This is a genomic window from Agrobacterium sp. 5Ca50, assembly GCF_055381905.1.
The window spans coordinates 643015-656296 of record NZ_AP026438.1 but is presented as its reverse complement, the minus strand read 5'-3'; the positions used below and the strand labels follow the sequence as shown (position 1 = coordinate 656296).

13 protein-coding genes and 1 riboswitch are annotated in these 13282 nt (G+C 56.1%); of the genes, 7 read left to right on the top strand and 6 right to left on the bottom strand.

Features of this window, described 5'->3' with window-relative positions:
- Window positions 1-417: 417 nt before the first annotated feature.
- Complete coding sequence (locus ACZ5FM_RS03150) at window positions 418-2310, top strand: DEAD/DEAH box helicase (protein WP_464039692.1); 1893 nt, start codon at window positions 418-420, stop codon at window positions 2308-2310.
- 373 nt (window positions 2311-2683) lie between these two features.
- Window positions 2684-2974, top strand: a complete 291-nt coding sequence (locus ACZ5FM_RS03145; protein WP_464039690.1) for a hypothetical protein — start codon at window positions 2684-2686, stop codon at window positions 2972-2974.
- 14 nt (window positions 2975-2988) lie between these two features.
- On the opposite strand, the gene dmeF is transcribed toward ACZ5FM_RS03145, so the two are convergent.
- Window positions 2989-3987, bottom strand: a complete 999-nt coding sequence (gene dmeF / locus ACZ5FM_RS03140; RefSeq protein WP_464039689.1) for a CDF family Co(II)/Ni(II) efflux transporter DmeF — start codon at window positions 3985-3987, stop codon at window positions 2989-2991.
- Between the two features lie 16 nt (window positions 3988-4003).
- Window positions 4004-4276: a Ni(II)/Co(II)-sensing transcriptional repressor DmeR gene (gene dmeR / locus ACZ5FM_RS03135; protein ID WP_464039687.1), complete on the bottom strand. Its 273-nt coding sequence runs from the start codon at window positions 4274-4276 to the stop codon at window positions 4004-4006.
- A gap of 152 nt (window positions 4277-4428) precedes the next feature.
- Here dmeR and ACZ5FM_RS03130 point away from each other — a divergent pair, with 152 nt between their 5' ends.
- From ACZ5FM_RS03130 to ACZ5FM_RS03115, 4 genes are all read left to right on the top strand, one after another.
- Window positions 4429-4926: a hypothetical protein gene (locus ACZ5FM_RS03130; protein ID WP_464039686.1), complete on the top strand. Its 498-nt coding sequence runs from the start codon at window positions 4429-4431 to the stop codon at window positions 4924-4926.
- Between the two features lie 61 nt (window positions 4927-4987).
- Window positions 4988-5401 (top strand): MerR family transcriptional regulator, encoded by a 414-nt coding sequence (locus ACZ5FM_RS03125; RefSeq protein WP_250983089.1) that lies wholly within the window; start codon window positions 4988-4990, stop codon window positions 5399-5401.
- Window positions 5402-5637: 236 nt separating this feature from the next.
- The gene (locus ACZ5FM_RS03120) at window positions 5638-6126 is read left to right on the top strand and encodes a GNAT family N-acetyltransferase (RefSeq protein WP_192487268.1); all 489 of its coding nucleotides are present in this window, start codon (window positions 5638-5640) and stop codon (window positions 6124-6126) included.
- Window positions 6127-6157: 31 nt separating this feature from the next.
- A complete protein-coding gene (locus ACZ5FM_RS03115) occupies window positions 6158-6724 on the top strand; it encodes a type 1 glutamine amidotransferase family protein (RefSeq protein ID WP_464039685.1) in 567 nt (188 codons plus the stop codon).
- A gap of 6 nt (window positions 6725-6730) precedes the next feature.
- Here ACZ5FM_RS03115 and ACZ5FM_RS03110 read toward each other — a convergent pair whose 3' ends face one another.
- The 3 genes from ACZ5FM_RS03110 to ACZ5FM_RS03100 are packed head-to-tail and all read right to left on the bottom strand — an operon-like array spanning window position 6731 to window position 7973.
- Window positions 6731-7057 (bottom strand): hypothetical protein, encoded by a 327-nt coding sequence (locus ACZ5FM_RS03110; protein WP_464039684.1) that lies wholly within the window; start codon window positions 7055-7057, stop codon window positions 6731-6733.
- Window positions 7054-7779, bottom strand: coding sequence for a CbtA family protein (locus tag ACZ5FM_RS03105; RefSeq protein ID WP_464039683.1), 726 nt, complete (start codon window positions 7777-7779; stop codon window positions 7054-7056). The genes ACZ5FM_RS03110 and ACZ5FM_RS03105 overlap by 4 nt, the downstream gene beginning before the upstream one ends.
- Window positions 7780-7790: 11 nt before the next feature.
- Window positions 7791-7973 carry a CbtB domain-containing protein gene (locus ACZ5FM_RS03100; protein WP_464039682.1) on the bottom strand — a complete coding sequence of 61 codons (183 nt, stop codon included), beginning with the start codon at window positions 7971-7973 and terminating at the stop codon, window positions 7791-7793.
- Between the two features lie 172 nt (window positions 7974-8145).
- A riboswitch (cobalamin riboswitch) is annotated at window positions 8146-8402 on the bottom strand.
- A 171-nt stretch (window positions 8403-8573) separates the two neighbouring features.
- Here ACZ5FM_RS03100 and ACZ5FM_RS03095 point away from each other — a divergent pair.
- On the top strand, window positions 8574-10340 hold the full coding sequence (locus ACZ5FM_RS03095; protein ID WP_464039681.1) for a methyl-accepting chemotaxis protein: 1767 nt from the start codon (window positions 8574-8576) through the stop codon (window positions 10338-10340).
- Window positions 10341-10454: 114 nt separating this feature from the next.
- Here the strand turns inward: ACZ5FM_RS03095 and ACZ5FM_RS03090 are convergent, their stop codons facing one another.
- Window positions 10455-13247, bottom strand: coding sequence for a bifunctional diguanylate cyclase/phosphodiesterase (locus ACZ5FM_RS03090; RefSeq protein ID WP_464039680.1), 2793 nt, complete (start codon window positions 13245-13247; stop codon window positions 10455-10457).
- Window positions 13248-13282: the final 35 nt, after the last annotated feature.

Sequence of the window (13282 nt, the reverse complement as noted above, 5' to 3'; positions counted from 1 at the left end):
GCCGGTTTTTCGCAGATCGGTTCGCCCGGCCAAAAACCTGATTGGTCACACGGCGGAGTAAATGCAGTTGCAAATAGCAAAAGGTCGCGGCACTCAATCGCATTCTTGATCGCGAGCGCTCCTTTGTTTGATAGGTGCGAAGCAGAGATACAGCAGCTGCCGATCAAGCAATCTCAATTTCTTGGGTAAATCCATCCTGCATTGGGGTAAGGCCTGTGACTTTTTCCCGGCAATATTCACCATGTTAGTGCGCTTGAAGCGTTGAATTCAGGCATTTTCGACTGCTGGACTGTACAAAGCCGCGTATTCCAAGTAGAAGCGCGGCCAATGAACCGGTATTTCCGGGGCTGAATGGTCCACCAGCACTGTTTCCAAGACCTGTGCAGGCGGACGCTCTCCAATTCCGAAAGACGATAGATGACAGAAATCCAGGGCCTTGCCCCGGCGCTCGCTCAGGCGTTGCAAAAACGTGGCTATACTGATTTGACCCCTGTGCAGCAGGCCATGCTTGCACCTGAGCTGGAAGGCGCCGATGCGCTTGTTTCCGCCCAAACCGGCTCCGGCAAGACCGTAGCCTTCGGTCTTGCACTTGCTTCCACCCTGCTGGAAGACCGCAAAACCTTCGGCCCTGCGGCCGCACCTCTGGCGCTGGTAATTGCGCCAACCCGCGAACTTGCCCTTCAGGTAAAACGCGAGCTCGAGTGGCTCTACGAAATGTCTGGCGCATCGATTGCGTCCTGCGTCGGCGGCATGGATGTTCGCACCGAACGTCGCGTGCTTGAACGCGGCGCGCACATTGTTGTCGGCACACCTGGCCGCCTTTGCGACCACATCAATCGCGGTGGGCTCGACCTTTCGTCGTTGCGCGCCGTCGTGCTGGATGAAGCCGACGAAATGCTCGACCTTGGCTTCCGTGAAGACCTCGAATTCATTCTGGAATCTTCTCCTAAGGATCGCCGCACACTGATGTTCTCGGCAACAGTGCCGCGCAGCATCGCCAAGCTGGCTGAAAGCTACCAGAAAAATGCCATTCGTATCGCAGCCGCTTCCGAACAGAAGCAGCACGGTGACATTGAATACCGCGCGATGCTGACGGCACCTGCCGACCGCGAGAACGCCATTATCAATGCGCTGCGTTTCTACGAAGCACGCAATGCCATCGTGTTCTGCTCGACCCGTGCAGCCGTTAATCACCTGACAGCGCGCTTCAACAACCGTGGTTTTTCTGTTGTTGCCCTGTCCGGCGAACTGACACAGAACGAGCGCACACACGCGCTGCAGGCCATGCGTGACGGACGTGCCCGCGTCTGCATCGCAACCGACGTTGCCGCACGCGGTATCGACCTTCCCGGTCTGGAACTGGTTATCCATGCCGACCTGCCGACCAATTCGGAAACATTGCTGCACCGCAGTGGCCGTACCGGTCGCGCTGGCAACAAGGGCGTCAGCGCTCTAATCGTGCCCGTCAACCAGCGTCGCAAGGCCGAGCGTCTGCTCGAGGGTGCACGCGTACAGCCACAGTGGGTACGTCCCCCATCTGCCGACGAGATCATCGAGCGTGACGCCGAGCGCCTTTTGGCCGATGCCTCGCTTTCGCAGGCAATCAGCGACGACGAAAGCGGCTTTGTAAAGACGCTGCTTGAAACGCACGGCGCAGAACAGGTGGCAGCGGCCTTTATCCGCCTCTACCACTCCGGCCGTTCCGCTCCGGAGGAGTTAACCGAGGTTTCGGTTGATAACACCCGTAAGCCACGTCGTGAAAACGCTGAGGGCGACAACAATACGGCGCCACGCCGCGATCGCAACGAGTTTTCCGACAGCGCATGGTTCTCGCTTTCGGTTGGCCGCAAGCAGAGTGCCGAGCCACGTTGGCTCATTCCTATGCTGTGCCGCTTCGGCAAGCTTACCCGCCAGGATATTGGCGCGATCCGCATGCAGCAGAACGAAACCTATGTGGAACTGGCGGCTGATGCCGTTGACCGTTTCGTATCTTCGATCGGCAAAGACATGGCCCTTGAAAAGGGTATCCGCGTCAAGGCCCTTGAGGGCAAGCCGGATATGTCGACTGAGCGCCGTGACGACCGCAGCTTTGAGCGTCGCGACGAGAAGCGTGGTGAGCGTCGTGATGACCGCCCCTCCTCCTCCGGGCCGAAGAAGTTTGGCGGCAAGCCTGACTTCGCAGCCAAGACCAGCGACAAGCCTTGGAAGAAAAAAGACAGCAAGCCGAAGTTTGAAAAGACCGGCGACAATGCTGGCAAGCCGCAAGCCAAGAAGGACAAGCCCTTCGCCAAGCGTAAGCCAAAGGCCTGATACAACATTCCCTGCCCCGGCACTGCAAACGCAATGCCGGGGCAGTTGCTTTTGACGATCTCGCATTTCTGAAGATCTCTGTCTTGATGGACAACCTGCTACCGGCATTTCAGTGGCCGTGTAGCAACCGATTCTCTCCCCGACTCAACAACCAAATAAAGACCCCGGCGATTCTTGGCTGAAACAGTCATTGGCGCGCAAATTGGTTGCGCACCCCAAGTAATGACCGGTTATTTCTTCTCGGAATGTGTGGTTTTAGTGCCGCGAAGCAGCACCTTTACCCCTGTCAAGCCCGGAAAACCGGCAAAAAACAGCCTGACGCAAGTTCTGGACGATAGATAATCGTCATATTTTTCAACGCAGGATAAGTGCCATGCAGATTGAAAGCAGCGTTAGTGGCAACCCCTATCAGGGTCGCATACATGACTTGGACAAGAAGAACGCCGAGCCTGTGCAGCAGGAACAGGAGCAGAGCAGACGAAGTGGCACGCCGACCGTTAGTAGCACGGTGCTATCCAGTTCGTTGGCCAATGTTCTTTGGGCTGTCGGTGGGGCGCGCGCACCTGTTGACCAGGATGGCTCCAAGCCCATCTCGGCAGAAGAAAAAGTTGCCGCCAAGATGGAATGGGTTCAGGGCGCCTATCAGGAATATGAAGAGTTCTGACATACCGTGCCGCATTACGCGGCAGCGGAGACTTCCACGGTAACATGCGCCAGTTTCGGAACTTTACTTAATTCCTTTTTATAAAGCTCAGGACTTTTTCCAGCCGGAGACACCAAAGCAACAATGGTTGCGTAATGCCCCGGCCCAACCTGCCAGACATGAAGATCGGTCACCACATCACCGTCTTTCTCGACGATATCGCGGATTGTTTTGGGCAGCCCCTTATCGGCAGGTGTCGCATCAAGCAACACACCCGACGTGGCGCGAATTAGCCCCCAGGACCAACGCGCAATAACAAGACCACCAACAACACCCATCAATGGGTCCAGCACGACCCAGCCCTGCCATTTACCAAGTATGAGCGCAACGATGGCCAGAACCGAGGTCAAGGCATCCGCCAGCACATGCAGATAGGCGGCGCGCAGATTGTTGTCGTGCCCTCCATGACTGCCATGAGAACCACGAGACGCGTGCGACGCGTGAGCGTGATGGTCGTGACCGGCGTGATCATGATGATCATCATGTCCGTGGTCATGACCATGGTGCGAATGATCGTCCTTCAGCAACCAGGCACTGACCAGATTGACGCCAAGTCCCAGCACAGCAACGAGAATGGCCTGGTTGAAATCAATCTCGACCGGCGCCACCAGGCGGACCACACTTTCCCAGGCAATCAGCAGCGCCACCAGCGCCAGGATGACCGCACTGGCAAATCCTGCGAGATCACCGAACTTGCCGGTGCCGAAGGAGTACCGGGGGTCGCGGGCATATTTGCGGGCAAACATGTAAGCCAGTGCCGAAATCAGCATTGCGCCGGCATGAGTGGACATGTGCCAGCCATCGGCTGTGAGCGCCATCGATCCGTAAATCGTACCGGCGGCAATTTCCGCTACCATCATTACACTTGTCAGCGCGATTACCATCCACACACGGCGCTCGTTCCGCTCGTGGTCGCGGCCCAGAAACACGTGCTCATGTCGTGCATTGTCCGCAAAGTTTCCATCAACAGCCATGGCCGTTACCTTTCGCTCATCGAATATAGGTTTTGAGGACCTGCGCCAGTTCATCGGCGGCCTTTTCACGCTCAGCATGGCTTTCCGCATGCACAACATGTTCATGCAGATGGTCGTGCATGATCTCGCCCGTCAGTCCGGACAGTGCGCCGCGCACTGAGGCCAACAGTTGCAAGATTTCGCCGCAGGGCTTCTCTGCCTCCAACCCACGCTCGACCGCCTCCATCTGCCCCTTGAGACGACGAACACGAGCCAGCAGCTTTTCCTTGTCACGAACGGTGTGAGACATGAGGTGCTCCTAGATATAATATAGGGGGGTATACTATAACTCTGTGAAACTAAAAAGGCGCACTTCGAAGTGCAGAACCATGCCGACGCAGCCCTCGCGAATGTTTCGGCTCGTAGATGTTGGTCATCACGGTTCCCGAAGGAAGAATCACAATGACGACCATTTCAAATATGGAAAGTTATTATCCGATGCGTTCGAGAATACGGGACGCGAAAAGCGAAGACAGCTTCTCGCCGGTTACATCGGGAGCAACATTCACACCAGACGAGGAAAAATCCGGTTCGCGTGGCCGCGAGGATGCCGCAAGCAGCGTCAATAGCTACGCGTCTCTCGCATCTTCCCTTTGGGACATCGAACAACTCCAGTCTGAAGCCACCACCATGTCAGGCGATGCAGTTGATACATCATCCAGTGATCGTCTTTTGGCCGAATTGCAGGAATGGTCACAATTGACGCCGGGCGAAATGATCCGCGCCAAACTACTGGAACAACTGGGTCTTTCCGAAGAAGAATTTGCCGCTCTGCCAGCAGACGAACGTCTGGCCATTGAGGAAAAGATCAAAGCGGCAATCAAGCAATCGCTTGATGTCGATAATACCCAATCCGGCAACAGCGATGCTGAACAGTCGCTCGAGGTGGACGCTGTTTGACATTGAAATATCCCGCGAAAAACCTTAGGTCTTCTAGAGCTATAGGTTTGAGGAGCGGGACATGCTTTCCATCGGTGATCTTTCCAAGCGAACGGGAGTCAAGGTTCCGACCATCCGTTATTATGAACAGATGGGGCTGATTGAGGCGGCAGAGCGATCCGAAGGCAATCAGCGCCGGTATGAAAAGGCCGATCTGGAACGGCTGGCCTTTATTCGTCATGCACGCGATCTCGGTCTCAACATTGATGCCATCCGTGAGTTGATCCGCCTCAGCCACCATCGGCAACAGCCCTGTGAGGGTGCTGACAGGATCGCAGCTGATCATCTCGTCGCCGTGCGCGAGAAAATTGCCAAGCTGAAAAAACTGGAGCAGGAACTGGAGCGGATCGTCTCGCATTGCGACGGACATTCCATAGAAGATTGCTATGTCATTCGGGCGCTTTCGGACCATAAGCTGTGCGAAAGTGAGCATTAATTTCAGTCGGCCTTACTGAAACGAAACATCTGCAAAAATCCCGATTGACAATCTTGTGATTCAGGAGCATCTAGTCGCCCATGATCAACAATCGCGCACCAATCTCCTGCACGTATTTTTGGGCCTACCTGTAAAGGGCGGCTCGACAGATCATAATGTCAACAAGCCGCCGTCAGGCGGCTTTGTTGTTTTTCAAACGTCCTGATGGCACCTCAAAAAACCCGAAGGACCGAAAAATGACCGAAGACAGTGCCATTACCCTTCCACGCCCCGCCGTTGTAACCATTCGTGGCGCACGCAAGGCTGACCTGCCACAGCTCAACGAAATGATCGCTTTGCTTGCCAAACATCACGGCGACGCATCGGTGATGACGCCGGAAAAGCTGGAACTCGACCTGTTCAGCCCTATTCCGTGGATTACCGCACTTGTTGCCGAAGCTGGCGACGAGTTGATCGGCTACGCCATTCTCGTTCCGCTCTACAGAGCGCAGGAAGCGCGGCGCGGCATGGAACTGCACCACCTCTACGTCCGTGACGGTCATCGCGGTCACGGTACTGGCCAGCATCTGGTATCGCGTGCACGCGATGTCGCCAAGCGTTGCGGCTGCGACTACCTTTCCGTCAGCGCCGCCACCGGTAATGTTGCTGCACATCGTTTCTACGAAAACATGGACTTCACACCGCGTCCGGTCACCGGCATGCGCTACATGCAGGCTATTGCGTAACGTTGGATTGCTGTCAGCAAGGACAAAGACAATGACCCGTATTGCAATTGCATTGACGCCCGAGTTCGCCGATTGGGAAAGCGCCCTGTTCAGTGCGGTGGCGCGCAGCTATCTGGGTGCCGAGATCATCATTGCGTCACCGGATGGTTCGCCCGTAACGTCAATGGGTGGCCTGAAAGTCATGCCCGATGTGGCCTATGGTGCACTTGATCCGGCCTTGATCGATGCACTGATTGTTCCCGGTGGCCTGAGTTGGGAGCGTGGCAGCGCGCCGGACTTCACGGAAATGGTGCAGCGGTTCCGGCGGGAGGGACGTGTGGTCGCCGGCATTTGCGCGGCCGCCAGCATGCTGGCCGGCACCGGCATTTTGAATGACGTTGCCCATACTGGCAACTCACTTGCCTCACACCGCGCCTATCCAGCCTATTCGGGTGCCGATTATTATCGCGACCAGCCCCAGGCGGTGCGCGACCAAGGCGTTATCACGGCAGCGGGAACCGCGCCGGTCAGTTTTACCACCGAGATCCTCAAGGCGCTTGACCTGTGGGGACCGGAAGCAGAATCAGAAATCAAGGCGTTTGCTGCCGAGCACCGCTGAGATAACTCAGCTGGCAACATCGCGGTCGAGAACCCGGCAAACACGCTGTGGACCCGACGCGATATCGTTACCCAATGCGCGACGAATATCCCGACTGTTCAGATGAAGGCTTTTATCCGCCGCCAGATTTTGTCGCTTGATCTTGTCGAGGGCGGCGGCTTCAAACGCAGCCTGATGCTCGGCAAAACAGGCAAGGCAGGCCTCGCTATCCGGTGATGCACCAAGCAATGCCTTGAAAGCAAGGCGGTGCACGGCGCAAGGCCCGCCATGCCCGGTAACAGAAAAGCGCAGCGCATCAAGCGCCACGCTCCATTCGGCAGAACCGGTGTTCACTTGGCCGCTTCAAAGCGCTTGAGGAGCGTGCCGCTCAAGGCACCTAGCAACACCCAGAAAACAAAGCTGGTGAGTGTGGCAAGGATGATGAAACGACGCTCCAGTGGCAGTGGTGCCAAAGCATGTTCGCCTTCCGGCGGCAACGGCGCACCAATGACATGCGGCGCAGCGATCAGCACGATGGCGAGAACCGCAGCCCATGGCTCACGACGGAAAGCCAAAAGCGCTAAACCACCTGCTGTTGCTACCGCAGTGCCAATCCACCAGGCCTGACGCGCGGCCAGTTCACCAGCCGGGCTTCCCGGCAATTCAGGCGGCAGACCGACCATCGGTGCCAGAGCCACGGCCGCAAAGCCGCCAAGCCCCCAGAACAGACCTTCACGCCAGCCAATATTGCTGCCCCGCAGTGAGATGAGGCCGGTCAGAACCAGTGCATAACCGATTGCCGTCAGAATATTGGCAGCAGCCGTGTAGGCATTCCGCTCAAAACCATCCGCCGGTCCCCAGGCTTCTTCGTCATGAGCGTGGCCAGCAGACGCAGCCGCTTCACCGGTTGCCGGTGCTGCGTCATGATTATGCCCGGCCTCACCGCCAGCCGATTCGAATGTCTCGGCATGCAGGATCAACGGTGTGGTGCCGACATATTGCATGAGGCTGACGGCAAGTCCGCAGATCAGCCCCACCAAAACGGATGTAAAAACGATATTACGAAAAGACGACATGCCGCTCTCCCTCAGTGGCAGGGAAAGGCGTTGACATGGCGCGTATCATGCGCGGCATTATGCACGGCCTCGATATGCGAAAAGCCGACAAAACCGATGATGAACAGGCCGCAGAACACGGCCAGAAGCGACTGGACTGCGCTGGCAGATTTGACAGATACCGCCTGCGTGGCGGCGTTGTTTTGGACAGACATGGTGAACCCTCTCGCTCAATGCATACGCAGTCTCAAAAACGGAACCGGCAGCGTATGCAATGGACACGCGGATCCGCAATCGACATCCGTCACCACGGGGAAGCACACGAAGAAAGAGGAAACCGCCGAAGCATTTCCGCAAAACCGCGCAAATTCCGGACACCCCGCCGGCATGGACACTCTCGCGATGGCAGGTCTCCTGGCTCACGGGTCGTAACCTGAAAACACCTTCCCGGTCTGTCTGTTTTTTCGCATCGATAGTGCAAAATCACTATGATTTCATATCGATGCGCCAGACCAGTGGCTCTTTGTTTTCAGGCTCTCCGTTCACAGTTGCGGGGGCAGCCACGAATGAGGACAATTCCCTATCGTGTTCCCTTTTCATCCCGCCGGAAAACCCGGCAAGGAACCATCACATCTTTGTTATCCGGCGCGGCACGGTTTGAGTCAATGGGCGACGTTTCAATCGGGCAATCAGTGTCGCTGCGTGACAAGGTGATTGTACCGTTAGAGCTGAAAATGCGGAAATCTAATCAAAGTTTTAACTAAAATTTGCCAGTGAATAGTTATAGACATTAACCAAGTTTGACAGGTGGAGTTATGGGGTTTGATCGCATTTTCAGCACGGAAGCCGCGGCTATCCTGTCTGCATTCAGCCGATCGCAGGCCATCATATCTTTTACACCCGACGGCATGGTGCTCGACGCCAACGAAAATTTCTGCGCGACGCTCGGTTACCGACTCGATGAGATCAAAGGCCGTCATCACAGAATGTTCATGCGCGCAGAAGACGCTGCCGCAGCAGACTACACGACGTTCTGGAAGGGCCTCGCTTCCGGCCAGTATGAGCAACGCCAGTTCCGCCGCCTGACGAAGAGCGGTGAAGAAATCTGGATCCAGGCCAGCTATAACCCGATTATCCGCGGCGGCAAGGTAGTCAAGGTGGTGAAGATCGCCACCGACATTACTGCCGCCAAGCAGGAGAGCGTGGAAAGCAAGGGCAAGATTTCCGCGCTGTCGCGCGCACAGGCCGTCATCGAGTTCAAGCCGGATGGCACGATCCTGACCGCCAATGAAAACTTCTGCTCGGCGCTGGGTTACAGCCTCCAAGAGATCAAGGGACGCCACCACAAGATGTTCTGTGAGGCCGACTATGTTGCCTCCAATGAATATGCCGGGTTCTGGCCACGTCTGGCTGCCGGTGAATTTTATGCCGACGAGTTCAAGCGCATTACCAAGGATGGCAGTGCCATCTTCATTCAGGCGACCTACAACCCAATCCTCAATGATGAAGGCAAGGTCATCAAGGTTGTGAAGTTTGCCACCGACGTCTCTGGTCGCGTACGGGCACTTCAGGAAGTGGGCGCTGGTCTCGAACGTCTGGCGGAATGCAATATTCGTCTGACAATCGACGACCCCTTCGTTCCTGAATTCGACCACCTGCGACACGACTTCAACCAGTCGCTGGCAAAGTTCCAGGAAACCCTTGAGCAGGTGCTGACCGAAACGGCCATGCTGTCCAGTAAAAGCGGCGAGATGCGCGCCAGTGCGAGTGGCATTGCCACCCGCTCCGAGCAGCAGGCGGCTGCTCTCGAGGAAACTTCCGCAGCCCTTGAGCAGATTACCGAAACGGTTCGCGAATCCACGGGCCGCACAGCCGAGGCCCGCAAGCTGGTTCAGGACGCGCGCATTGCAGCTGTCGATTCCGTGCAGGTAGTTGATGCAACGGTTGATGCCATGGCGCGCATTGAAACCGCATCACGCGAGATTTCCAAGATCATTGGCGTCATCGATGAAATCGCCTTCCAGACCAATTTGCTTGCCCTCAACGCCGGTGTTGAGGCTGCCCGCGCCGGTGAAGCAGGCAAAGGTTTTGCGGTCGTCGCGCAGGAGGTGCGTGAGCTTGCCCAGCGTTCAGCCTCCGCCGCCAAGGAAATATCCGGCCTGATCAAGAACTCGACCAATGAGGTCAATGAAGGCGTCAGACTGGTTGGCAAGACAGGTGATGCACTCAAGAACATTCAGGGCTTTGTGCAAAGCATCGAAAGCAATGTCGAGGCCATCGCGATTGGCTCCTCTGAACAATCCACGAAGCTGTCAGAGATCAATTCGGCAATCGGCTCACTCGATCAGATGACCCAGCAGAATGCAGCGATGGTCAGCAGCATGAGCGCCATTTCCGAAGCATTGGCCGAAGGTGCAGGTGAACTTGAACATCTCGTCAAGCGCTTCAAGCTTAACCGCCGCAAATGGCAGCGTGAGCCGGGCTCGGATGCGTCCAAGCTTGGACCCGAAGATCGCGGTTACGGGAAAAACACCATCTACCAGCCAAAGTCCGCCACCAAGGGACTGGCCAAGGCGTCGTAACAACAAAGGCAAGGATTGCTCCTTGCCTTTGTTCATCCGTCCGTACATCATTGATATTGCGGAATTTTGGACTGCCCGTTTCTCACGAGACGGGCAGTCGTTTTTGGTATCAACTCACACAGCTTTGCCGATACCAAAAAGAAGAGGCGTGGAAGCAGACAGCTGTTCGCGTGTTGCGGGGCGACCGAATAGGAAGCCTTGAACTTCGTCGCATCCTTCCGACAAAAGCACCTGCAACTGTTCGCGAGTCTCGACACCTTCAGCCAGCACCGCCACATCGAGGCTTTTGCCGAGTGCAACAATCGCCCGGACGAAAGCCTTGGACTGTCGGCTTTCCAGTTCATGTACGAAGCTCTTGTCGAGCTTGATCTTGTCGAACGGGAAGGAACGCAGTGTTTCAAGCGACGAATAACCGGTGCCGAAGTCATCAATCGCAATGGTTACGCCCATCGCCTTGATCTGGCGCAGGATATGCAGTGCGCGCGCCTTGTCGCCAATGATGGCGCTTTCGGTGACTTCAAGCTCAAGACGCGCAGCAGGCAGGCCAGTGTCCAGCAGGATTTCCCGGACCTTCTCGACCAGTATGACATTGTTCAATTGCAATGGGGACAGATTGACCGCAATCTTATGCGGGATGTCCCAATCTGCGGCCTCACGGCAGGCTTGTTGCAGCACCCATTCGCCAATCGCCGAGATCGCACCACATTCTTCTGCAATCGGAATGAAATCGACTGGTGAAACGAGACCTCTTTCCGGATGCAGCCAGCGCAGTAGCACTTCGTAGCCGGTGACCTCATCGGTCTTTACCGAACGCTGCACCTGATAGGTCAAGTAGAACTGCTTCTGCTCAAGTGCAGTCCAGATATCGCGGCCCATGGCCCGCCGTTCCCTGGCCGCTTCGTCCATCGCGGCTTCATAGAAGCTGATCTTCTGTTCGATGCTGGCCTTGGAACGGTACATAGCCATATCGGCATTTCTGAGCAACTTTTCCCGATCAGTAGCATCCTGCGGATAAATCGCCACGCCAAGGCTGGCACCCGGCATAATCTCGGTGTGAGAGAGTTCGATTTTGGTGGTCAGCAAGCGGTTCATGCGGCGGATGAATTCATCCAGCTCTGTCTGATCGTTGAAGCTTTTTATGGCAACAAATTCATCGCCACCCAGGCGGCCAACCGTTTCGCCAGTTAGCAGTCGTTCGCCCAGGCGCTTTGCCAATGTCACCAGAACGCTGTCACCTGCGGCGTGGCCGAGCGTGTCATTGACCTCTTTGAAATTATCGAGATCGACTGCGATAACGGCGACCTTTGAAGTCAGTGTATCGGCGTCTCGAATAGCGGCATCCAGCGTTTCGACAAATTGGCGGCGGTTTGGCAGACCGGTTAGGACGTCATGGCGAGCAAGATGGGCAATGCGGTTTTCAGATTTAACGCGTTCGGTAATATCCTCGACGGTTGTCACCCATGCACCTTGCACCGCCGGGCGATGAATGACACGCACAGTGCGTTCGTTCTGGATCGTGCGAATGGTCTCGCCACCTTCCGGCGCGCGGATCAGGTCGATATGGCCGTGATAAAAATCAGAGGCGTCGATCTTGCTGCCGGCATCATGGCCATAGGGCAGTTCGCAGATTTCCCGGAAGGTCTTGCCCACCAGATCCGCGTCATCAGGAATACCAACGATTTCATTGAGGCGTGTATTCTGCAGAACCAGCCGTTCGTCCTTGTCGAACAACATGATGCCATTGGCCATGTTGTCCAGAGCAAGCGCCAGATTGTCAGAAGCCTCCTGAATGCGGTTGGCAGCACGTTTCTGCTCGGTGCAATCCCGCGTGATCTTTGCGTACCCGGCCAAGGTGCCGTCATCAGCATAGATTGCATCAATTGCCACAGCCGCCCAGAAGGACGAACCGTCCTTGCGATAGCGCAGGCCCTCGGATTCAAATTTGCCTTTCGTCCGGGCTGTCTCAAGCGCCTTTTCAGGCAGTCCTGCGGCCCTGTCTTCCTGTGAATAGAATTTTGAAAAATGCTGACCGACAATTTCGTCTGCCGTGTAACCCTTGGCGCGCTCGGCACCGACGTTCCAGTTGCTGACCCGTCCCTCAGTATCCAGCATATAGATTGCGTAGTCGGTAACGCCCTGTACGAGGCGTCGGAAATTGGTTTCACCAGCTACCGTTGCCATTTCTGCCCGCATGGCAAACATTGCTGCCGTCAGCCCGGAAAACAGGAAGGACAGTGTCACGCAGGTGATGATGAGAACCATCACGCCCGCAGAGATGACGTTGCTGGCTGGCGCGGAGTAATCCGGCACAACAGTGATCGCGCCCATGGCGGTGAAGTGCATGCCAACGATTGCCAGCGTCAAAAGTGCGGCAGGCAGAATGACAGGTGAACCGCTGGTCCTTTCAGCGCGACGTACCGCGAATGCTGGCACAGATAGCGCAACGGCCAAAATGGAAGCCGCAATGACCAGGGAACGATCCCAGACAATGGTGCCAGGCAGTTCAATTGCTGTCATGCCGATGAAGTGCATGCTGGTGACGCCGATGCCAAACAACACACCTGCAGCAACAGTACCGTGCCGACCGGTATCGTAGGTCGCACAGGCCGCAGCCGCCACGGTCGTTCCGATGGCAACCGCCAGCGAAATCAGCGTTCCATTAATTTCATAACCGAACACAAAACCGGGATCATAGGCAAGCATTGCCACGAAATGGGTGGTCCAGATGCCAAACCCGCTTGCCCCGCCGGTCGCAGCAATCCAGATCACACGAGGTAAGCCACTGCTTTTTACAGCGCGCCGCAGCAGCAACATCGCTACCGTCGCGGAAAGAAGGCACAATATTCCCGCAAGCACTACCAGTCGCATATCGTGCTCATACACCAAGCACGTCAGTATCGAATTCATTTCATACCCCGAATATGCAGAGACGTCACATGCCT